15 protein-coding genes are annotated in these 21,293 nt (G+C 72.7%); 10 read left to right on the top strand and 5 right to left on the bottom strand.

Annotated features, from left to right (window positions below; all coding sequences use genetic code 11):
* Nucleotides 1–8: 8 nt before the first annotated feature.
* Nucleotides 9–2,174 (top strand): primosomal protein N', encoded by a 2,166-nt coding sequence (locus ACFCXS_RS21810; RefSeq protein ID WP_376645019.1) that lies wholly within the window; start codon nt 9–11, stop codon nt 2,172–2,174.
* Between the two features lie 282 nt (nt 2,175–2,456).
* Here the strand turns inward: ACFCXS_RS21810 and ACFCXS_RS21805 are convergent, their stop codons facing one another.
* Nucleotides 2,457–3,002 carry a hypothetical protein gene (locus ACFCXS_RS21805; protein ID WP_376645018.1) on the bottom strand — a complete coding sequence of 182 codons (546 nt, stop codon included), beginning with the start codon at nt 3,000–3,002 and terminating at the stop codon, nt 2,457–2,459.
* Between the two features lie 326 nt (nt 3,003–3,328).
* On the opposite strand from ACFCXS_RS21805, the gene fmt reads away from it, so the two are divergent.
* Together fmt and ACFCXS_RS21795 are read left to right on the top strand one after the other, a co-directional pair.
* Complete coding sequence (gene fmt / locus ACFCXS_RS21800; RefSeq protein ID WP_376645017.1) at nt 3,329–4,261, top strand: methionyl-tRNA formyltransferase; 933 nt, start codon at nt 3,329–3,331, stop codon at nt 4,259–4,261.
* Between the two features lie 110 nt (nt 4,262–4,371).
* Entirely contained in the window at nt 4,372–5,790 is a 1,419-nt protein-coding gene (locus ACFCXS_RS21795) for an RsmB/NOP family class I SAM-dependent RNA methyltransferase (protein ID WP_376645016.1), read from the top strand.
* On the opposite strand, the gene ACFCXS_RS21790 is transcribed toward ACFCXS_RS21795, so the two are convergent.
* Nucleotides 5,771–7,912: an MMPL family transporter gene (locus ACFCXS_RS21790; protein ID WP_376645015.1), complete on the bottom strand. Its 2,142-nt coding sequence runs from the start codon at nt 7,910–7,912 to the stop codon at nt 5,771–5,773. The genes ACFCXS_RS21795 and ACFCXS_RS21790 overlap by 20 nt on opposite strands.
* A 155-nt stretch (nt 7,913–8,067) precedes the next feature.
* On the opposite strand from ACFCXS_RS21790, the gene rpe reads away from it, so the two are divergent.
* The 3 genes from rpe to ACFCXS_RS21775 all read left to right on the top strand — a co-directional run bounded on the left by rpe (nt 8,068) and on the right by ACFCXS_RS21775 (nt 10,227).
* On the top strand, nt 8,068–8,754 hold the full coding sequence (gene rpe / locus ACFCXS_RS21785; RefSeq protein ID WP_376645014.1) for a ribulose-phosphate 3-epimerase: 687 nt from the start codon (nt 8,068–8,070) through the stop codon (nt 8,752–8,754).
* A 78-nt stretch (nt 8,755–8,832) separates the two neighbouring features.
* Entirely contained in the window at nt 8,833–9,876 is a 1,044-nt protein-coding gene (locus tag ACFCXS_RS21780) for a sugar-binding transcriptional regulator (protein ID WP_376645013.1), read from the top strand.
* Nucleotides 9,877–9,879: 3 nt separating this feature from the next.
* Nucleotides 9,880–10,227: a barstar family protein gene (locus tag ACFCXS_RS21775; RefSeq protein WP_376645012.1), complete on the top strand. Its 348-nt coding sequence runs from the start codon at nt 9,880–9,882 to the stop codon at nt 10,225–10,227.
* Nucleotides 10,228–10,255: 28 nt separating this feature from the next.
* On the opposite strand, the gene ACFCXS_RS21770 is transcribed toward ACFCXS_RS21775, so the two are convergent.
* Nucleotides 10,256–10,804 (bottom strand): TetR/AcrR family transcriptional regulator, encoded by a 549-nt coding sequence (locus ACFCXS_RS21770; RefSeq protein ID WP_376645011.1) that lies wholly within the window; start codon nt 10,802–10,804, stop codon nt 10,256–10,258.
* Between the two features lie 161 nt (nt 10,805–10,965).
* Nucleotides 10,966–15,036 carry a type I polyketide synthase gene (locus ACFCXS_RS21765; protein ID WP_376645010.1) on the bottom strand — a complete coding sequence of 1,357 codons (4,071 nt, stop codon included), beginning with the start codon at nt 15,034–15,036 and terminating at the stop codon, nt 10,966–10,968.
* Between the two features lie 254 nt (nt 15,037–15,290).
* Here ACFCXS_RS21765 and ACFCXS_RS21760 point away from each other — a divergent pair, with 254 nt between their 5' ends.
* Nucleotides 15,291–16,331: a hypothetical protein gene (locus ACFCXS_RS21760; protein WP_376645009.1), complete on the top strand. Its 1,041-nt coding sequence runs from the start codon at nt 15,291–15,293 to the stop codon at nt 16,329–16,331.
* Nucleotides 16,332–16,409: 78 nt separating this feature from the next.
* On the opposite strand, the gene ACFCXS_RS21755 is transcribed toward ACFCXS_RS21760, so the two are convergent.
* Complete coding sequence (locus tag ACFCXS_RS21755; protein ID WP_376645008.1) at nt 16,410–18,008, bottom strand: FAD-dependent monooxygenase; 1,599 nt, start codon at nt 18,006–18,008, stop codon at nt 16,410–16,412.
* Nucleotides 18,009–18,258: 250 nt separating this feature from the next.
* Between ACFCXS_RS21755 and aroA the strand changes: the two genes are divergently transcribed.
* Genes aroA through ACFCXS_RS21740 form a run of 3 tightly spaced genes read left to right on the top strand, consistent with a single transcriptional unit; the run spans nt 18,259 to nt 21,256 of the window.
* Nucleotides 18,259–19,563, top strand: coding sequence for a 3-phosphoshikimate 1-carboxyvinyltransferase (aroA, locus tag ACFCXS_RS21750; protein WP_376645007.1), 1,305 nt, complete (start codon nt 18,259–18,261; stop codon nt 19,561–19,563).
* Nucleotides 19,560–20,744, top strand: coding sequence for a chorismate synthase (aroC, locus tag ACFCXS_RS21745; RefSeq protein WP_376645006.1), 1,185 nt, complete (start codon nt 19,560–19,562; stop codon nt 20,742–20,744). Before aroA ends, aroC begins: the two co-directional genes overlap by 4 nt.
* A complete protein-coding gene (locus ACFCXS_RS21740) occupies nt 20,741–21,256 on the top strand; it encodes a shikimate kinase (RefSeq protein WP_376645005.1) in 516 nt (171 codons plus the stop codon). Before aroC ends, ACFCXS_RS21740 begins: the two co-directional genes overlap by 4 nt.
* The last annotated feature ends 37 nt before the right edge of the window (nt 21,257–21,293 follow it).

The raw sequence follows: 21,293 nt of genomic DNA, 5'->3' as shown, positions 1-21,293 counted from the left end.
ATGCAAGCGTGAGCAGCGAGAACGGACAGTCGGGCGGGGGCGCGGAGGGTGCGCCGCCCGAGCAGCTCGCGCTCATCCGGGACAGTGTGCGCAAGGCGAAGACGCCCCGGGCCAAGCCGCGGACCTGGCGCGGAGCCGCGCTCGCCGCGGAGCTGCCCGTCGCACGGGTCCTGGTCGACAAGGGCGTGCTCCATCTCGACCGGTACTTCGACTACGCCGTGCCCGAGGAGCTGGACGCGGACGCCCAGCCGGGCGTGCGGGTGCGGGTCCGGTTCGGGGCCGGGCGGCATCGCGTGCGCGAAGGGCGGCGCGAGGGCGGCGGACTGATCGACGGCTTCCTCGTCGAGCGGCTGGCCGAGTCCGACTACTCCGGGCCACTGGCGGCCCTCGCCCAGGTCGTGTCGCCCGAGCGGGTGCTGAGCGAGGAACTGCTGGGGCTCGCCCGGGCGGTCGCCGACCGGTACGCGGGCAGCCTCGCCGACGTCCTGCAACTCGCCGTCCCGCCACGCAACGCACGAGCCGAGCAGCGACCCTCACCCGACCCGCTGCCTCCGCCCCCGGCGCCCGAGGCGGGAAGCTGGCAGCGGTACGAGCGGGGGGCGGCCTTCCTGGAGTCCCTGGTGTCCGGCGGAGCGCCCCGCGCCGTGTGGAACGCGCTCCCCGGCCCGCAGTGGAGCGAGGAGCTCGCGCGGGCCGTCACCGCGACGCTGGCCTCCGGGCGAGGGGCGCTCGCCGTCCTGCCCGACGGACGGGCGGTCGCACGGGTCGACGCCGCCCTGACCTCCCTGCTGGGGAAGGGGCGGCACGCGGTGCTCACCGCCGACGCCGGCCCCGAGAAGCGCTACGCGCAGTGGCTCGCGGTGCGGCGCGGTTCCGTGCGGGCCGTGATCGGGACCCGGGCCGCCATGTTCGCGCCCGTCCAGGACCTCGGCCTGGTCGCCCTCTGGGACGACGGCGACGACAGCCACAGCGAGCAGCACGCCCCGCAGCCCCACGCCCGCGAGGTGCTCCTGCTGCGGGCCGCCCAGGACAAGTGCGGTTTCCTGCTGGGGAGCTGGGGCTGCACGGTGGAGGCCGCGCAGCTCGTGGAGAGCGGCTGGGCCGGGCCGCTCGTCGCCGGGCGGGAGCAGGTGCGGGGGACCGCCCCGCTGGTGCGGACCGTCGGGGACCAGGATCTCGCCCGGGACGAGGCCGCCCGCGCCGCCCGGCTGCCGACCCTCGCCTGGCAGGCCGTCAGGGAGGGCCTGCGGCACGGCCCGGTGCTGGTGCAGGTGCCCCGCAGGGGATATGTGCCGCGCATGGCGTGTGCCCAGTGCCGTGCCCCTGTGCGCTGCCGGCACTGCTCCGGGCCGCTGGAGGCGCCGGACGGCGGCGCCCTGAACTGCGGGTGGTGCGGGCGCGAGGAGAGCGGCTGGCACTGTCCCGACTGCGGCTCTTTTCGCCTGCGCGCCTCGGTCGTCGGGGCCCGGCGGACCGCCGAGGAACTGGGCCGGGCCTTTCCCGCCGTACCGGTCCGCACCTCGGGGCGCGAACACGTGCTCGACACGGTGCCGGGGGCGCCCGCGCTGGTCGTGAGCACCCCGGGTGCCGAGCCCGTCGCCGAGGGCGGATACGCGGCGGCGCTGCTGCTCGACGGGTGGGCCATGCTCGGGCGGCCCGACCTGCGGGCCGGGGAGGACGCGTTGCGGCGGTGGATCGCGGCCGCGTCCCTCGTCCGGCCGCAGTCGGCCGGGGGCACGGTGGTGGTCGTGGCCGAGCCGACGCTGCGGCCCGTGCAGGCGCTCGTCCGCTGGGACCCCGTGGGGCATGCGGTGCGGGAGCTCGCCGAGCGGTCCGAGCTGGGGTTTCCGCCGGTGTCGCGGATGGCGGCCGTGTCGGGTCCGCCGGATGCGGTGGCCGAATTCCTCCGTGCGGCCGAACTGCCTCCCGAGGCGGAGGTGCTGGGGCCGGTGCCGTTGCCCGTCCCCGCGCCCGGGCGACCTCGCCGGGCGGGGGCGCCGCCGCCCGGGGAGCAGTGGGAGCGGGCGCTGCTGCGGGTGCCGCCGGGCAGGGGCGCCGCGCTGGCCGCCGCGCTCAAAGCCGCACAGGCCGCGCGGATGGCCAGGGGAAACGGCAGTGGGGCGGGTGCCGGTGCCGGGGTCTGGGTGCGGATCGACCCGGCCGACATCGGGTGAGCGTCGCCCGGGGCGGGCACGAGGAGGCGCCGCGGTCGGGGGAGTGGTCGGTGTCGCGGATGCCGGGCGGCGCTGCAGTGCGGGGCCGGGTGGGGCAGGTGCGGCGTCGGGCGGTGCAGGGGGTGGGTGCGCGTGCGGGGACGGGCGTTGCGGGTGCGGAGCCGGGTGTGGCATGTGGCCGGATCGGGCGTTGCAGGTGGCGGCCGGAGTGGTCGGCGGGTTCCGGGCGGACAGACGGCCGCCCTCCCGGAAGGTGACCGAGAGGGCAGGGCGGGGCGTGTGTCAGCCGTTGCGCGGCCCCGGGAAGGCCGTCGGCCTGGCCTCGTCGCGGAGAGCGGGGCTGCCGGCCGTGGGCTGCGTCGGCATGGAACGGGCCGCGGGGACCGTCGGAACCGGGGGCAGGCCGGTCGTCACACCGACCGGACGCCCGCCCGTCGGCTCCGGTGTGCGCTCGGGCTCGGGCGCGGCCGACTGGGCCGTGGCGCGGCGGGCCCCGTAACGACGGTGGACCGCCTGCTTGGTGACTCCGAGCGCGGAGCCCACCGCGTCCCAGGAGAAGCCGAGTGAGCGGTCGAAGTCCACGGCCGCCGTGACCAGGGTCTCGACACTGTCCCGCAGCTCCTGGGCGAGACGTACGGTCGGGGCGGGAGCGCGTCCGTAGACGACGAAGCCCGTGGAAGGGCCGGAGCGGCGCGGGCGGTAGACGTTGCCCAACTGGGCGGTCAGGGTGCGCAGTGCGTCCACCTGCCGGCGGACCCGCTCGATGTCCCGCACCAGCAAGTGCAGGCTGGCCCGAGCCTGGGCGTCGTGGGTTGCGTGGTCGGCCATGAACAAGCCTCTCGAACCGGCGTTGAAAGGGAAGGGGCCGCGATCGCGGCCCGTTGTGGTCAACTCTGTCTTGACCAACGCGGATTCGCTCCGTGGGTCACGGTGTGGGGGCGTGGGAGTACATGCGTGCGCCTGTGCGGGCGGGATGTGCGCCTCGGCCTTCGGCCGTCGGCCCGTGTCTCCGGCCCTCGCACCGCCCGTGACTGCCGGCCGAGAGGCCGAGCGCTCCCGCGGGCGTGGGCCGCCGTCGGCGGCTTTCCGTGTCCGGCTCATAGACTTGTGTGCTGCCCGTCGTCCGATCCCGCCCGAGAGGCCCCCACCACCCCATGAAGCTCGTCTTCGCCGGTACACCCGAGGTCGCCGTTCCCGCTCTGGACGCTCTGCTCGCCTCCGGGCGGCACGAGGTGGCCGCCGTCGTCACGCGGCCCGACGCGCCGGCCGGCCGCGGACGCAGGCTCGTCGCCTCGCCCGTCGCCGAGCGGGCGGAGGAGGCCGGGATCGAGGTGCTGAAGCCCGCGAAGCCGAAGGACCCCGAGTTCCTGGAGCGGCTGCGGGAGATCGGGCCGGACTGCTGCCCCGTCGTCGCCTACGGGGCGCTGCTGCCCCGGGTGGCCCTCGACATCCCGGCCCACGGCTGGGTCAATCTGCACTTCTCCCTGCTGCCGGCCTGGCGCGGTGCCGCGCCCGTGCAGCACGCCATCATGGCCGGTGACGAGATCACCGGGGCGTCGACCTTCCTGATCGAGGAGGGGCTGGACTCCGGCCCGGTGTACGGGACGGTGACGGAGGAGATCCGGGCCACCGACACCAGCGGGGACCTGCTGACACGGCTCGCCTTCGCCGGTGCCGGGCTGCTCGCGGCGACCATGGACGGCATCGAGGACGGCACGGTGAAGGCCGTACCGCAGCCGGCCGACGGGATCAGCCTCGCTCCGAAGGTCAACGTCGAGGACGCGCACCTGGACTGGAGCGCGCCCGCGCTGCGGGTCGACCGGATGGTGCGGGGCTGCACCCCGGCCCCCGGCGCCTGGACCACGTTCCGCGGTGAGCGGCTCAAGCTCATCCAGGTCGCCCCCGTGCCCGACCGGGCGGACCTCGCCCCGGGGCAGATCGCCGCCGGGAAGAACAACGTGTACGCGGGCACCGGCTCGTACGGCGTCGAGCTGCTGTGGGTGCAGGCCCAGGGCAAGAAGCCGATGCGGGCGGCGGACTGGGCGCGCGGGGTACGGATCGGCGAGGGCGAGCAGCTCGGAGGATGAATCCGGGCCGGGCCCCTCACGCGGACCGACCCCCCGCTGCCGGTTCCTGACCGCACCCGGCGGCGTAGGCTTGACGGCGCACTTCTTCTCACCCCCGGAGCACCTTTTTCGTGAGCGAACAGCCCCGTCGAGCCCGCACGTCAGGCAAGCCCTACCGCCGGCCCAAGAAGGACCCCGTCCGCATCCTCGCCTTCGAGGCGCTGAGGGCCGTGGACGAGCGGGACGCCTACGCCAACCTCGTACTGCCCCCGCTGCTGCGCAAGGCCCGGGAGGGCGACGACTTCGACGCCCGGGACGCCGCGCTCGCCACCGAGCTGGTGTACGGCACGCTGCGGCGGCAGGGCACGTACGACGCGGTCCTCGCGTCCTGCGTGGACCGGCCGCTCGGGGAGGTCGACCCGCCGGTGCTGGACGTGCTGAGCCTCGGCGCGCACCAGCTGCTCGGCACCCGCATCCCGACCCACGCGGCCGTGTCCGCCACCGTCGAGCTCGCGCGGGTCGTGCTCGGCGACGGGCGGGCCAAGTTCGTCAACGCCGTGCTGCGCAAGGTCGCGCAGGACGATCTGGACGGCTGGCTGGAGCGGGTCGCGCCCCCCTACGACGAGGATCCCGAGGATCACCTGTCCGTCGTCCACTCCCACCCGCGCTGGGTCGTGTCCGCGCTGTGGGACTCCCTCGGCGGTGGGCGCGACGGCGTCGAGGAGCTGCTGCGCGCCGACAACGAGCGGCCCGAGGTCACGCTCGTCGCGCGGCCCGGGCGGGCCACCGCGGACGAGCTGCTCGACGAGGACGCCGCCGTGCCGGGCCGCTGGTCGCCCTACGCCGTACGGCTGACCGAGGGCGGGGAGCCGGGCGCCATCGCGGCCGTGCGGGAAGGGCGCGCGGGCGTGCAGGACGAGGGCAGCCAGCTCGTCGCGATCGCCCTCGCCAACGCGCCCCTGGACGGACCCGACCGGCGCTGGCTGGACGGGTGCGCGGGGCCCGGCGGCAAGGCCGCGCTGCTCGGCGCGCTGGCCGCCGAGCGGGGCGCCCTGCTCGTCGCCTCCGAGAAGCAGACGCATCGCGCCGGCCTCGTCGCCAGGGCGCTGGACGGCAATCCCGGGCCGTACCAGGTGATCGCCGCCGACGGGACGCGCCCGGCGTGGCGGCCCGGCAGTTTCGACCGGGTGCTGGTCGACGTGCCCTGCACGGGCCTCGGCGCGCTGCGCCGCCGCCCCGAGGCACGCTGGCGGCGCCGCCCCGAGGACCTGGAGGGCTTCGCGCCGCTGCAGCGCGGGCTGCTGCGCACCGCCCTGGAGTCGGTGCGGGTCGGTGGTGTGGTGGGCTACGCGACCTGCTCGCCGCACCTCGCCGAGACCCGGGCCGTCGTCGCCGACGTGCTCAAGCAGCACCCGGACACCGACCTCGTCGACGCCCGGCCACTGCTGCCCGGCGTACCGGACCTGGGCGAGGGGCCGGACGTGCAGCTGTGGCCGCATCTGCACGGGACCGACGCGATGTACCTGGCGCTCATTCGCCGGACCGGCTGACTCCCGCTGCCACCGCCGCCCGGTCCGGTGCCCCGCCGTCGTGGTGCGCCAGCCGGTGCGGCCACCACACCTTCGGCCCGACGTCCAGGAACAGCGAGGTCACCAGGACCGAGCGGACGATGAAGGTGTCGATGAGGACGCCGAGGGCGACCGTGAAGCCGATCTCGGCGAAGGCGACCATCGGAAGGGTGCCGAGGGCGGCGAAGGTACCGGCCAGGACCAGCCCTGCGGAGGTGATGACCGCGCCGGTGGCGGCCAGGCCCGTGACCACACCCGGTCTGGTGCCCTGGCGGGCCGCCTCCTCTCGGATGCGCGTGGTCAGGAAGATGTTGTAGTCGATGCCCAGGGCGACCAGGAACACGAACACGAACAGCGGGAAGTCGGTCGCCTCGCCCGCGTAGTCGAAGACGTACCGGAACGCGAGCGCGCTGATGCCGAGGGCCGCCGCGAAGGACAGGATCACCGTCCCGATCAGCAGCAGCGGGGCGATCAGGGCGCGCAGCAGGCCGCACAGGATCACCAGGACGACCACCAGCACCAGCGGGATGATCAGCACGTTGTCGTGCGTGGTCGCCTCGTCCATGTCCAGCAGGGCCGCCGTACCGCCGCCCACCTCGGCGTCGGCGTCCGGCACCGCGTGCACGGCGTCCCGCACCCGCTCGACCGTCTGCTTGGCGGCCTCGCTGTCCGACGGGGCGGTCATGGTGGCCTCGAAGAGGACCCTGCCCTCGAAGGCCGGTCTGGTGCCGGGCGGCAGACCGAGGGACTGGGGGACCACGCCCGGGGTTCCGGCGACCGCGCGGCCCACCTGTACGGCCTGCGCCTGGTTGCTCACGATGACCAGCGGGTCGCCGCTGCCCGCCGGGAAGTAGCGCGCCGACACCTCCTGGCCGGTGATCGAGTCGGGTTTGCCGGTGAACGCGTCCGCGTTGCCGATGCCCTCCGCGCGCAGCTGGATCAGCCCCAGCGAGCAGACCGCCAGCGCGAGCGCCGTCACGGCCCAGATCATCCGCGGGCGGCGGGCGATACTGCGTCCCGTGCGGGCCCAGACGCCGCGCTCGGTCGGGTCGGGCGTGCCGTGACGCGGCACCACGGGCCAGAAGATCCAGCGGCCGAAGATCACCAGAAGGGCCGGGAAGAGGCTCATCATCGCCACCAGGGCGACGGCGACGCCGATCGCGGCCACGGGGCCCAGTCCGCTCGTGGAGTTCATCTCGGCGGCCAGCAGGACCAGCATGCTCAGCACGACCGTCGCGCCGGAGGCGAGCACGGCCGGGCCTGCGCGGTGCAGGGCCAGGGCCATCGCCTCGTGCCGGTCCTCGTGCCTGCGCAGTTCCTCCCGGTAGCGGGCCACCAGCAGCAGGGCGTAGTCCGTCCCCGCGCCGAAGACCAGCACCGTGAGGATGCCGGCGCTCTGGCCGTTGACCGTCAGGCCGCCGTGCTCGGCCAGCAGGTAGATCAGCGCCTGGGCGGTGAACAGGGCGCAGACCACCGCGATCAGGGGGACCAGCAGCAGGGTCAGGCTGCGGTAGGTGATGAGCAGCATGACGATGACGACCGCCATCGCCGAGACCAGCAGAGTCGAGTCGATGCCCTCGAAGGCCTTCGCGAAGTCCGCGGACGTGCCGCCCGGGCCCGTGATGTGCACGGTCATCCCGTCGCTGCCCGTGCCGACGTCGTCCCGGATCGAGGCCACGGCGGGCGAGATCCGTTCCCAGCCCTCCTCGTCCATCATGATCGGCACGAAGACCTGGGCCGCGCGCGGATCGGCCTGCCGGTCGAACACCGGCCCCCGCGTCTGCTCCCCGATGATGCCGTGGTCGCGCAGCTGCTTCAGCTGCCGCACGTCCTCGGCGATCTGCGCCCGGTCCTGCGCCGTCAGGCCGCTGTCCCGCGCGTAGATCACCACCGCCGGGATCTGCTCCGGCCGGAAGTCCTCGGAGATCTGCAGCACCTGGGTCGACTCCGCGGAGCCGGGCAGCCATGACGCGGCGTCGTTGTCCTGCGCGTCGGTGAGCTTCATGGCGAGCGGTGCCGCGACGACCAGCACGACCACCCAGAAGACCAGCACGAGCCACTTGGCCCGCCGCCCGCAGACGAGGTGCGCGACGCCCTGCTTCATGTCGTCCCCCTCAGCGGAAGCGCCCCGTGAGGGGCGCGGGGCTGTGACATGTGCGGCTCCGCCGCGTGGGCGCGACGAGCCACACGATTCCCGCAGCCCGCGGACGACCCGGGTCCGATGCTCACAACCCCCACAGGGCATGGCAGTCTTAGGACATGGCCGCGCAGATCAACCCCAGCATCCTGTCCGCAGACTTCGCCCGCCTCGCGGACGAGGCGAAGGCAGTGGGAGGAGCCGACTGGCTCCACGTCGACGTCATGGACAACCATTTCGTCCCGAACCTCACGCTCGGCGTGCCGGTCGTAGAGTCGCTGGCCCGTGCGACGGACACTCCGCTGGACTGCCATCTGATGATCGAGGCCCCCGATCGGTGGGCGCCCCAGTACGTGGAGGCGGGGGCCGGTTCGGTCACCTTCCACGTCGAGGCCGCCGCGGCTCCGGTCCGGCTCGCCCGGGAGATCCGCGCCAAGGGCGCCCGCGCCTCCATGGCGCTGAAGCCCGCGACACCCATCGAGCCGTACGAGGACCTGCTCCCCGAGCTCGACATGCTGCTGATCATGACGGTCGAACCGGGCTTCGGGGGACAGGCCTTCCTCGACATCATGCTTCCGAAGATTCGCCGCACCCGCGAGTTGATCAGCAAGCACGGACTGGAGCTCTGGCTCCAGGTCGACGGCGGAGTCTCGGCTTCCACCATCGAGCGCTGCGCCGACGCCGGAGCCGACGTCTTCGTGGCGGGATCGGCTGTCTACGGGGCAAACGACCCGGCAGAAGCGGTACGTGCACTACGCACCCAGGCCGAGGCGGCGACGTCGAAGGCCAGCTGGGCCTGCAACCACTGAGCCACAGCAAAGTGAACGGCTCTCATCAGGGCTGATCAACCGCGCCACATCTGCAAGGATGAACGGCGAATCCAGAGTGTGAACAGCAGTGAGGAGAACGCCGTGTCGGGTATGTCGGCGGGCCGGTCAGCCATGCGGATGGGACCCGCTGAGCTGGTGCAGGCGGCGGCCATGGCCCGCCGCTTCTACCTTGAGGGCAAGTCCAAGATCCAGATCGCGGAGGAGTTCGGCGTCAGCCGCTTCAAGGTGGCCCGGGTCCTGGAAACCGCTCTCGAACGGGATCTCGTACGGATCGAGATCCGCGTGCCGGCCGAGCTGGACGCCGAGCGCTCGGACGCGCTCCGCGCCCGCTACGGCCTCAGGCACGCCGTCGTGGTCGAGTCCCCGGCCGAGGCCGAGGAGACCCCCGACCCCGAGAACCTGGGAGAAGTGGCCGCCGACCTGCTCGGCGAACTGGTCGACGAGGGAGATGTGCTGGGCCTGGCCTGGGGCCGCTCCACCATCCACATGGCGGCGGCGCTCGACCGGCTGCCGCCCTGCACGGTGGTGCAGCTGACCGGTGTCTACGACGCCGGCACCGCCGAACGCGGCTCGGTGGAGGCCGTACGCCGCGCCGCCCAGGTGTCCGGCGGCGACGCCCACCCCATCTACGCCCCGATGCTGCTGCCCGACGCGGCCACGGCCACGGCGCTGCGCAACCAGACGGGAATCGCCCGGGCCTTCGAGCACTTCGACAAGGTCACCGTCGCCTGTGTCTCCATCGGCTCCTGGGAGCCGGGCATCTCCACGGTGCACGACATGCTCAGCGACGAGGAGCGCGCGCACTACGCCTCCCTCGGTGTCGCCGCCGAGATGTCCGCGCATCTCTTCGACTCCGACGGCCGCCGGGTCGGCCGCGACCTGGGCGAGCGGTGCATCACCGTCAAGGCCGACCAGCTCCGCCGGATCCCCGAGGTCGTCGCGATCGCGGGAGGGCAGCGCAAGGGGCCCGCGATCGACGCGGTGCTGCGGTCCGGGCTCGTCACCAGCCTGGTGACGGACACCTCGGCCGCCGACTATCTGATGACGGCCGGACCGGCGCCGAAGTCCGCGCTCAACAGGTCCGACCCGGACGGGGTCTGACGGGTGACCGGCCAGGCGCACGACGTGCACGACCCGGCCGGTCGGATCGTGCTCGTCCTGGACCTGGGCGGGGTCACGGACAAGGCGGGCCTCATGGACCGCTGCGTCCGTGACCTGGCCCTGCCCGACTGGTTCGGCCGCAACTGGGACGCGCTGGCCGACAGCCTCGCGGACCCCACGGTCTGGCCCGAGGGCGCCGCGGCCGAGGGGCTGCTGATCGTCGTACGCGACTGGCAGCGGTACGCCGCCACGCGCGCGGACGAGTGGGAGATCCTCCGGGAGGTGTTCGGCGAGGCGGCGGGCCGGGTGCCCGCCCTGACCGTCACCCTCGCCCCGGGCGGCTCCGCCTGAGGTCCGCGGGCCTGTCCTGGCAGCGCCCCTAGCGTGTCTTCGGCGCGGTCATGCCGTCGAGGAGGAGCTGCAGGATCTGCTGCAGCTCCTCGGCCAGCGTCCCGGTCGTGTCCGGGGATCGGCTGGCCCAGCGGTAGAGCGCGCCGAGGTAGACGTCCCGCAGCACGTTGCCGACGCCGATGGGCGACATCCCGGGGTTCAGCTCACCCTGGCCCATCCCGCTGTCGACGATCTCGGCGAACACCTCAGCGACGTACGGTTCCTCCAGGATCGGCCGACCCGCCTTGACCCAGGCCGTGAGCATGGCCGTGGTGAGCCGCGGTTCCTCCTGGTTGATCCGCACGAGGACCGCCATGCACTGCTGCAGCCGGGCGATCGAGCCGGGAGTGAACGCGCCGCTCTCTTCGAGGCCCGTCACGAGCGCGGCACGCCTCCTTTCCCCCCAGGCGCCGATGATGTCTTCCTTGCGCTGGAAGTAGTTGAAGAAGGTGCCACGTGCCACATCGGCCCGCTCCGCGATCTCGTCGATGGATGTCTGGTCGTACCCCTTCTCCACGAAGAGCTCGACCGCGGCCATGTAGAGACGTTCTCTGACTCGTTGCTTGTTGCGCTCCCGGCGGCCGACCGGCGGCGGCGTCGTTGTCGCGCGCGAGTCCATGGTGTCCCCTTCTGTTCGAGTCGAGGCTGTGACCTCCGGGTAGTTTTTATACCATGGTGCAACTTTGAATGCCGCCCCTCCTATTGCGTACGGCCGGTCGGCGCGGCGGACCCGGTCAGGGCCTCGCGCAGACTCGCGACGCTCTCCGCGCCCAGGAGCCGGCCGGCGGTGATCTCGATACCGTGACCGCGGTGCAGGCGCTGCCGGAGCTGTGAGGCCATGAGGGAGTCGAGCCCGAGTTCGCGCAGCGACCGGCGCTCGTCGAGGTCCGATGCGGGCATCCCCAGCAGCGCCGCGGAGATCTCGACCAGCGCGTCCGCGGGGTCCTGGGGCCGGGGTCGGTCGTGCGGTGCGGCTTCCCGGGGCGGGGGCGGTGGTACCCGGGCGGAACCGGCGGGTGGCCCGGCGGGCAGCAGGGCGCTGAGGAAGCCGGGGCCAAGGGGTTCCGCGACCTTCCTGAACAGGCTGGTGAGGGGTTCCGCCCTGACGAGGCCGGTGAGGGGCGTTGCCTTGACCAGGGTGGTGAGAGGTGCCGCCTTGACCAGGCCGGTGAGGGGCGCCGCGCACTGCTCGGAGAGGGCCGACACGAAGGCGGACACCTGCGCCAGCGGCGTGGTTGCCGGGGGAGTGCGGGCGAGCCGGCGCATGCGGATCCCGCAGAAGCGGGCCAGGACGCGACGGTCCGGGGCGATCAGGAGGACGTCGGCCACCAGCCGGGCCCCGCCGCCCTCGGCGCGCACGCTGCTCACGCTCCAGAACTCCCGCTCGGGCTCCGCGTACAGCCGCACCGAGTCGAAGGACTCGGGGACGTAGGTGACGCCGTCGCCGGACATGGCTCCCGGCCGGGCCGCGAGGACCGGCTGGAGGCCGGTCTCCCAGCCGGCCCGCGAGAGGGGCCTGGCCGGCCGTACGAGCGCCACGGCCTCGCCGTCGCGCCGCCACAGGTGTGCCACGGCGCGGAAGGGCTCCGCGACGTCGTACCCGTGGCGCCGCGCGAAGTCCGGGAAGTCCTGTGCTCCCAGGTACTCCCGGCACCGGGCGAGCGCGGTGTCGAGAGGGTCCGGGGCCGTGGGGGGGGATGCGTCGTCGTCCGCGGCGACGACCCTGGCGGAGGCGCAGTGGACGGCGGCCGGGGCGTCCCCGAGCAGGGCGCGCACGGTCGCCGCGCGGCCCGGTCCGTCCTCGTCCGGGTGTCCTTCGAGGGTCACCCGGAGGGTCGTTTCCCCGGCCGCTTCGAGGGGGACGTGCGTATCGCCCAGCCGCACGTCCCGCAGTTCGAACGACGTTCCGGGCTCGGCCTTTCGGGCTGTTTCCAGCAGTGCTTCGAGGTACACGACGGGGGGCACCGGCGTGACTCCGCCGACGGCCACGCCGTCACCCCACTCGGCGGTCGCGGCCCAGGACGCGAGATCGAGCTGCCGGACCCTGGAGGCGGAGGACCGGTCCCCGTCCGCCGGGGCCGCCGCCTCGCGCCGGAACCGGACCGTGTCCCAGGCGTAGGTGGGGAGCGAGGGCACGTGCCGTGGGCCGTCGCCGTACCAGCGCCGCCAGTCCACCCGTCCGCCGCGGGCGAAGAGCCGGCCGGCCGCCCGGGCCAGTTCCGCGTTCTCGTCGCACGCCCGGCGCAGGGACGCCACCGCCGGGGAGCCGGTGTGGCCCTCGCCCAGGGTGTCGTCCACGGCGGCGACGAGGACCGGATGGGGGCTGACCTCAAGGAAGACGCACTCCGTCTCCTGGGCCGTCTTGCGTACGGCGTCGGCGAACCGTACGGGGTGACGCAGGTTGTCCGTCCAGTATGCGGCCGCCAGTTCACGGCCCTCGATCTCGGAGCCGTCGACGGTGGAGACCATGCGCGTGGCGCCGGAGACGGGCGAGAGGCCGGCCAGCTCCTGCAGCAGGTCCTCGCACAGCGCGTCCATCTGGGGTGAGTGCGAGGCGACGTTCACCTTGACCGCACGGCACATGATCCCGTTCTCCTCCAGGTCGGCCCGGAGGGCGGCGAGGTCGCCGGGGGTGCCCGCGAGGACGGTGCTGCCGGGGGCGTTCTCGACCGCCACGCACACCGCGTCTCCGTAGCGCTCCGCGTACCGGCGGGCCTCCCCGGCGGACAGCTCGACCGCGAGCATGGCGCCCTGTCCCGCCGCGCGCTGCATCAGCCGGCTGCGACGGCAGATCACCGCGGCCGCGTCGTCGAGCGAGAGGGCACCGCAGACATGCGCGGCCGCGACCTCGCCCATGCTGTGCCCCATGCACAGGCCCGGCTCCACGCCCCGCTCGCGCCAGGCAGCGGCGAGCGCCACCTGTACGGCCCACAGGGCGGGCTGGACGATGCCCACATCGGTGGGGAACTCCTGGTCGTCGGACATCAGCCGGTCCACGACCGACCAGCCGAGCTCCCGGCGCACCGCACCGTCGCAGGCGTCCAGGGTGCTCCTGAAGGCGGGCGAGGAGCGGTAGAGGTCCCGGCTCATGCCGGCCCACTGCGCGCCCTGACCCGAGAAGACGAACACGACCTCCTTGTCACCCGACAGGCCGGCGTCGGCCGTCGCGCCGTCGGGCAGCGTCTCCCCGGCGGCGAGGGCGGACAGTCGCCGTGCAAGGGAGTCGTGGTCGTCACCCACGACCCACAGCCGGTGGGGGTGGGGATCACGCCCGGTGGCCGCCGCGGAGCAGATGTCGGCGAGCGGGTACCGGCGTCCGGCACCGCCGGGAGCGAGGTAGGCGGCGTAACGCTCGGCGAGGCGGCTGAGGGAGCCGGGCGTCCGGGCGCTGAGCACGAGCAGGTGCGGCCCGCTGTCCGAAGCGGTGCCCTCGGTGTCGGCCGGGTCCTCGGGCGCCGGGGCGGGGGTGTGGGCGCCGAGGACCGCGTGGGCGTTCGTGCCGGACAGCCCGAAGGAGCTGACGCCGACCAGCGCGCGTGAACCGGCCGCGTCCAGAGGCCGGTTGCGGGTGACCACGCGTACGGGGAAGTCGTCCTGCGCGAGCAGGGGGTGCGGCTCGTCGAGGTGCAGCGACGCCGGAACGACACCGTGCCGCAGTATCAGCGCCGCCTTGATCAGACCGGTGATGCCGGCCGCGGCCTCGGTGTGACCGAGGTTGGTCTTGACCGATCCGGTCAGCAGCGGCCGGTCCGCCGGCCGGCCCGCCCCGGCCGCCTGGGCGAGTGCCTGGAGCTCCACTCCGTCCCCGACGTTCGTACCGGTGCCGTGCGCTTCCACGTAGTCGAGTTCGGAGGGGTCGACGCCGGCGCCGGCGCAGGCATCGCGCAGCATGTCGGCCTGCCCGCGCTCGCTGGGGCGGATCAACAGGCCGCTGCCGGCGCCGTCGTTGGTGACCGCGCTGCCGAGCAGTACCGCCCACACGGGGTCGCCGTCCCGGACCGCGTCGTCCAGTCGCTTGAGCACGACCGCGCCCACGCCCTCGCTGCGGACGAACCCGTCGGCGCGGGCGTCGCCGAAGCGGCAGCGGCCACCGGGGGAGAGCATGTCGCCCTGGGAATAGGCGATGGCGTCGTGCGGGGACAGGATGACGTTGACCCCCGCGGCCACACACAGGTCGCTCTCACCGGTGAGCAGGCTCTGCCGTGCGGCGTGCACGGCGACCAGCGACGAGGAGCAGGCGGTGTCCAGGACGACGCTGGGCCCGCGCAGATCGAGGGCGTAGGAGACGCGGCCGGCGGTGACCGCGCGCAGCCGGCTGCCGATCAGGTCGCGGACGTCCGGTTCGCGGGCTTCGGGGTCGGTGTCCGCGTGTTCGGACGTCGCCTGCCCGACGAACACGCCGCCCCGGCTGCCGGCGAGTCGGGAGGGGGGCGTCCCGGCCGACTCCAGGGCTTCCCACACCACGTGCAGCAGAAGCCTGTGCTGTGGGTCCATGGCGCGGGCCTCGGCGGGGGAGATGCCGAAGAAGGCCGCGTCGAACCCGAAGGGGTCGGTGAGGAAACCGCCGTGCCGGGACACGGTCCGGCCAGGGGTCATGGGGGCGTTGTCGTGGTATTCACCGACGTCGAAGCGGTCATGGGGGACCGGGGTCACGGTGTCGGTGTTGGCCATGAGGACGTCCCACAGCTCTTCGACACTCCCGATCCCCGGTAACCGGCACCCCATGCCGACGATCGCGAGGGGGGTCGGGCTCGACGGTTCTGGACGCATGGACGTCTCCAGGCTTGAGTCGGGGAGCGAGGCGGATGATCGATCAAGTCGGGATACAAAAATACACTCGCGACCATTATTCGCCTGGGATCCCCTCACGCTCTTCACGAGGACTTGATCTCGGGTGGGCATAGTCGCCCGCTTTGGGGCGACGTGCCCTTTATGAACTCCGGAAAAAACTTGGACTTGCGTTCATAACTGCGCCCATGTTTAATCTTGCTTCGCAGTTTCCTAAGTCGGTAAGGGGGAGTGCTGTGGACATCACCCAGCTCATGCCGCTCATGGGTGAAGAGGAATTGACGGCCTATCAGTTCCTGCTCGCCTCCGGTGGGGCCAAGCTGGAGAGACTCGCGAGCGGTCTGGGATGGGGGGCCGGCCGGACGGAGCGTGTGCTGTCCCGGCTGCGAAGGATGAAGCTGGCCCGATCCCGGACCGAGGACCGCAGCGACTGGATCGCGGTCCATCCCGAGACCGCCAAGCTCCAGTACGCCGAGCCTCTCTCCGGTGTCATCGACGCCTGGCAAGCCCAACTGGACGGCATGCGCGAGCAGCTCAACGCGCTCTCCAGTCTCAGCGTCGACGGCGTGCAGGGCTCGGGCACCAGCCCCGTGGTCACGGTCGAGGGAGTCTCCGACATCAGCGAACTGCTCCGGGGCTGCGCGGCGCAGTGCACGGAGGAGGTGTTCGCCGTGCAGCCCCTGGGGCAGGGAGCCCCGGCGCTCGCCCGCGAGGTCGTCTCCCAAGCCTCGGTGCCGGTGCCGTCCTCGGCCGGCGTACGGGTGCTGCTCCCGCATCTGTCCCGCTACGACGCGGAGGTGCGCGACTGTGCCGACCGGATCTCGGCGTCGGGAGGAGAGGTGCGGACCACCGCCGCGTCCTTACCACCGCTGATCGTCTTCGACCGTTCCGTGGCCTTCCTGCTGGACGGCGAGGACACGGGCCGGGCCCACATGGTCAGGCACGAGGCCCTGGTGGAGTTCATCGTGCACATGGCCGTGAGCGCGTGGGCGACGAGCGTGGCCTTCCGGCGCACGGGTGGCAGCAACCGCATCCCGGACTGCCTGACCCAGGAGACGAAGACCGCGATCGTCCGGCTGCTGGCGGCGGGCTACAAGGATGAAGTGGTGGCCCGGCGGCTGGGTATCGGGGTGCGGACGTGCCGCAAGTACATCGCGGAGATGTTCGGTGATCTGGGCGCGCAGAGCCGCTTCCAGGCCGGATGGATCGTCCGCGACCACATGCTCGAGTCCGGCTCCGGGTCCGGGATGTCCGCGGCGGACCCTCATGTCGCCTGAGGAGTACGGCCCGTCGGCTCAGGTGACGCGACGGCTCCGGGCGGCTCGCAGGCCGTCCGGAGCCGTTCCGCCTCCGGGTCAGCGGGCGAGTATCGCGGTCAGGGCGGTCGTGAGGTCGCCCTCCGGATCGTCGGCGGCCTGCTTGCCGCGCCAGGCCACGACGGCGTCGGGGCGCACCAGGGTGGCACCGGCCGGTTCGACGCCGTACCGGCCGCACCAGGCGTTGCCGGTGTCGGTCAGACGGTCGCCGATCCGGTGCGCGGTGAGAGTCACCCCGAGTTCGCGGGCCACCTTTTCCGCCGCGGCGACCCATTCCGGGGCTTCGTGCCCGGCCAGAAAGACGAAACCGCGACCGAACAGGTCGTGTGTGGAGAACTCCCGTGGGCCGTCGGAGAGAACGACGTGCGGAGCTCGTCCGCCGGGGCGCCCGGTCGGATTCCACGGGTCCTCCTGGAGGCTGCCGTCGTCGTCCGCCTCCGTGCGGACCGCCGGAGAGTGATAACGGAAGCCCAGGTATTCCTTGGGCTTGGGAATGGGGGCGTTGGGATCGGCGGGGTTGTAACTCGCGGGAACCCGGCCCTCGGAGATCTTCGCCAGTTCGAGCTCGCGCTCCAGGGTGAGGGTGACGACCGGACGGCGCTCGCTCTCGTACGTGTCGAGCAGACCGGGCCCTGCCTGCCCGGTGAGTACCAGGGAAAGCCGCCAGGACAGGTCGTAGGCGTCCTGAATGGCGAGGTTGCCGCCCTGCCCCCCGTTCGGCGGGCAGGCGTGCGCGGAGTCCCCGGCGAGGAAGACACGGCCCTCGCGGAAGCGCTCGGCGAGCTTGTGATTGATGGGGAAGAAACGGGCGTTGACGACGGTGACGTCGATCTCGGGATCGCCGATGGCGGCGCGGATCCGCTCCAGGCAGCGCTCCGGCGTGAAGTCCTCCGGCGTCTCGCCCCGCTCGGGGAAGTAGTCGACCCACAGGGTGTGCCGCTCCGAGCCGTCCAGGATGAAACTCGACCCGCTGCCGGGCATGCCGATGACTTCGACCGCGCCCTTCTCCACGTACCGGGTCAGGTCGGCCTCGAAGGTGATGATGTACATGTGGCCGATGGTCCCGCCGCCGTGGACGGGAATGCCGAGCATGTCGCGGACCCCGCTGGTGTTTCCGTCGGCCGCGACCAGGTAGTCCGCCTCGACGACGTAGGTGCGGCCGTCGGACACCTCGCGCAGCGTCGCGGTGACCTTGTCCTCGTCCTGGGTGAGGGAGACCAGCTCGGTGCCGGGGCGCAGGTCGGCGCCGGCCTCCTCGGCGCTGACCCGCAGGATGTTCTCGACCTGGGCCTGCGACACCCAGGCCAGCGGAGGAACCGAGGACAGCAGCTGAGGGTCGGGCTGTCCCGCCTCGGGGTCGAGGAAGGTCCGCTGCGGGTCGGCCAGGGAGACGCCGTGGCTCATGCGGGGCCACTGCGCTTCACCCAGGGCGGCGCGCAGGCGCCGGGCCACCCCGGGCAGCGTGTTGAGCAGTTCCTGGGACCGTGTGTTCAGGCCCCACGCCTTCGGCAAGGTGGAGGCGTGCGGCCGGCGCTCCACCAGCAGGGGGCGCACGCCGCGGGCTGCGAGGCTCAGAGCGGTGGTCAGCCCGGTGTAGGCGCCACCGACGACGAGTACGGGAACTCGCTCAACGGACATGGAAAATGCCTCCGTTACGAGGTTGAGGCCGAATGCGGTGAAAGTCTGCGGGAATCCGCCACCACCAGATTGCCGTTCCCGGTGAGCGATCTGCCATCGCCGCCGAATGCAGCAAGCTGTGGTGCAGCTTGTTGCACATCCGAAACGCTGTTTCCGCCTTGCGGGCGCGGATGCCATCGCGAATTCTGCTGGCGTCGTGGCATCTCCGCCCGGCATTCCGATCCGTCATGTCCGCCATGGAAAGGAATACATGAGCGCGCTCACCCCGCACACCGCAGCGTCCACCGCCCGAATACCGGGATCGAAGAGTCTGACCAACAGAGCGCTTCTGCTGGCCGCCGCCGCCGGCGGTGTCAGCCGCATCCGGGATCCGCTCGTCAGTGAGGACACCGTGGCGTTCCGGGACGCCGTGGAGGCACTGGGCGCGCGAGTGGAGAACGGCCTGCCGGACTCCTGGGACGTGACCGGAATCGGCAAGGGCCCCGTCGGTCCGGCCCGGTTGTGGTGCGCGGACGCCGGAACCGCGGGCCGGTTCCTTCCGCCCTTCGTCGCGACCGGGCACGGGACCTTTCTCGTCGACGGCTCCCCGCAGTTGCGTGCCCGTCCGCAGAAGGCGCTGTTCGAAGCGCTCTCCCGGATCGGGGTGCGGGCCGGTGCCGGTCCGGGCGGCGGGCTGCCCCTGGTGATCCGGGCCGAGGGCCTGGACGGCGGTGAGGTCACGGTGGACTCGTCGATGAGCAGCCAGTACCTCAGCGGTCTGTTGATGGCGGCGCCCCTGATGCGCCGTGGACTCGTCGTGAAGGGAGGGCCGCTGGTCAGCCGCCCCTACATCGCCATGACGGTGTCCCTGATGCGCCGTTTCGGAGCGCGGGTCCTGGAGCGGGACGACGGTGGTTTCGTGGTCGAACCCGGCGCGTACACGGCGACCGACTCGGCGATCGAGCCTGACGCGTCCACCGCCTCGTACGTCTTCGCCGCCGCCGCCGTGACGGGGCAGTCGGTGACGGTGCCCGGCCTGACCACCGACAGCCTGCAGGGAGACCTGCGGTTCGTCGAGGTTCTGGCGCGGGCCGGTGCCCGGGTGGACGTGGGCCCGGCCGCGACGACGGTGACCGGTGGCGACGGGCTGCGTGGTGGGTTCACCGTCGACATGGGCGAGATCTCCGACACGTTCATGACCCTCGCCGCCGTCGCACCGCTGGCGGACGCGCCCGTCACCATCAGGGGAATCGGCCACGCGCGGCTCAAGGAGTCCGACCGGATCGCCGCGGTCGTCGCGAACCTGACGGCCTGCGGAGTCGCGACGCGGGAGGGCGCCGGCAGCGTCACCATCCACCCGGGGCCCCTCCGGCCCGCGCGCATCTCCTGTCGTCGGGACCACCGGATCGCCATGGCGTTCTCCGTGCTCGGACTCGCGGCCCCCGGGACCGTCACCCTCGACGATCCGGCGTGCGTCGCCAAGACGTTTCCGGGCTTCCACGACGAGATGCGACGCCTCTTCCCCCGATACGAGCACCCCGGCGGCACGGCCGGCATGACGAAGGAGCACCGTTGAGCAGGTTGCGCTGGCTGACCGCGGGGGAGTCCCATGGCCCCGCACTCGTCGCGACGCTGGAGGGCCTTCCCGCCGGCGTGCCGATCACCACGGACATGGTGGCGGACCATCTCGCGAGGCGGCGCCTGGGCTATGGGCGCGGTGCCCGGATGAAGTTCGAACGCGACGAGGTCACCTTCCTCGGCGGTGTCCGGCACGGTCTCACCCTCGGCTCACCGGTCGCGGCGATGGTGGGCAACACGGAGTGGCCCAAGTGGGAGCAGGTCATGGCGGCCGACCCGGTCGGACCGGAGGTTCTGGGCGAGTTGGCCCGTAACGCGCCGCTGACCCGGCCGCGACCCGGTCACGCCGACCTCGCGGGTATGCAGAAGTACGGCTTCGACGAGGCCCGGCCGATCCTGGAGCGGGCCTCCGCCCGTGAGACCGCAGCCCGGGTCGCGTTGGGCGCGGTGGCCCGGTCGTACTTGAAGGAGACGACCGGCGTCGAGATCGTCAGCCACGTGGTGGAGCTGGCGGCGGCGAAGGCGCCGAAGGGCGTGTACCCGGCCCCGGCCGACGTCGAGAAGCTGGATGCCGACCCCGTGCGCTGTCTGGACGCGGACGCGTCGAAGGCGATGGTCGCGGAGATCGACCAGGCCCACAAGGACGGCGACACCTTGGGTGGTGTGGTGGAGATCCTGGCGTACGGCGTGCCGGTCGGTCTCGGTTCGCATGTGCACTGGGACCGCAAGCTGGATGCCCGGCTGGCCGGTGCTCTCATGGGTATCCAGGCGATCAAGGGTGTGGAGATCGGTGACGGTTTCGGCCTCGCCCGCGTGCCCGGCTCCAAGGCGCACGACGAGATCGTGAGGACCGAGGACGGTATCCGGCGCACCTCCGGCCGTTCGGGCGGTACCGAGGGCGGTCTGACCACGGGTGAGCTGCTGCGGGTGCGCGCCGCGATGAAGCCGATCGCGACCGTGCCGCGTGCCTTGCAGACCGTGGATGTCACCACCGGCGAGGCGACGCAGGCCCACCATCAGCGCTCCGACGTGTCCGCGGTTCCGGCCGCCGGTATCGTCGCCGAGGCGATGGTGGCGCTGGTGCTGGCGGATGCGGTGGCGGAGAAGTTCGGCGGTGACAGTGTGGTGGAGACGCGCCGCAATGTGACGTCGTACCTCGACAACCTCGCCATCCGATGAGCGGGCCGTTGGTCGTCCTGGTCGGTCCGATGGGTGTGGGCAAGTCCACGGTCGGGCAGTTGCTGGCTGAGCGGCTCGGCGTCTCTTACCGGGATACCGACGACGACATTGTCGCGGCGCAGGGCCGGAGCATCGCCGAGATCTTCGTCGATGAGGGCGAGTCGGCCTTCCGGGCGATCGAGAAGGCGGCTGTGCGGCGGGCGCTCGGCGAGCACGAGGGCGTTCTGGCCCTGGGCGGGGGAGCGATCCTCGACACCGACACGCGCGCACTGCTCGCCGGGCTGAGGGTCGGATGGCTGTCGATGGACGCCGAGGAGGCCGTACGGAGGACCGGGCTGGACTCGTCGCGGCCGCTGCTGGCCGCCAACCCCCATGAGCGCTGGGGGAAGCTGGCCGAGGCGCGACGGCATCTCTACGAAGAGGTCGCCACGGCAATGGTCGCCACCGACGGCCGGACGCCCGAAGAGGTCACCGAAGCAGCCCTGGACGCCCTGGAGCTGCGGCAGGCATGAGACGGCGGCGGGGGGTGTGCCGGGCCCGGCCCGGCAC

The organism is Streptomyces sp. NPDC056373 (assembly GCF_042262425.1).
Taxonomy (GTDB): Bacteria; Actinomycetota; Actinomycetes; order Streptomycetales; family Streptomycetaceae; genus Streptomyces.
Note: the sequence above shows the minus strand (reverse complement) of the source record. Positions and strands in the feature narration are given on the sequence as shown.

Coding starts and splice junctions, on each gene's coding strand:
- ACFCXS_RS21805 (WP_376645018.1), bottom strand. CDS start 3,002: ATGGCCGACCACGCAACCCACGACGCCCAGGCTCGGGCCAGCCTGCAC.
- fmt (WP_376645017.1), top strand. CDS start 3,329: ATGAAGCTCGTCTTCGCCGGTACACCCGAGGTCGCCGTTCCCGCTCTG.
- ACFCXS_RS21790 (WP_376645015.1), bottom strand. CDS start 7,912: ATGAAGCAGGGCGTCGCGCACCTCGTCTGCGGGCGGCGGGCCAAGTGG.
- rpe (WP_376645014.1), top strand. CDS start 8,068: ATGGCCGCGCAGATCAACCCCAGCATCCTGTCCGCAGACTTCGCCCGC.
- ACFCXS_RS21770 (WP_376645011.1), bottom strand. CDS start 10,804: ATGGCCGCGGTCGAGCTCTTCGTGGAGAAGGGGTACGACCAGACATCC.
- ACFCXS_RS21765 (WP_376645010.1), bottom strand. CDS start 15,036: ATGCGTCCAGAACCGTCGAGCCCGACCCCCCTCGCGATCGTCGGCATG.
- ACFCXS_RS21755 (WP_376645008.1), bottom strand. CDS start 18,008: ATGTCCGTTGAGCGAGTTCCCGTACTCGTCGTCGGTGGCGCCTACACC.
- aroA (WP_376645007.1), top strand. CDS start 18,259: ATGAGCGCGCTCACCCCGCACACCGCAGCGTCCACCGCCCGAATACCG.
- ACFCXS_RS21740 (WP_376645005.1), top strand. CDS start 20,741: ATGAGCGGGCCGTTGGTCGTCCTGGTCGGTCCGATGGGTGTGGGCAAG.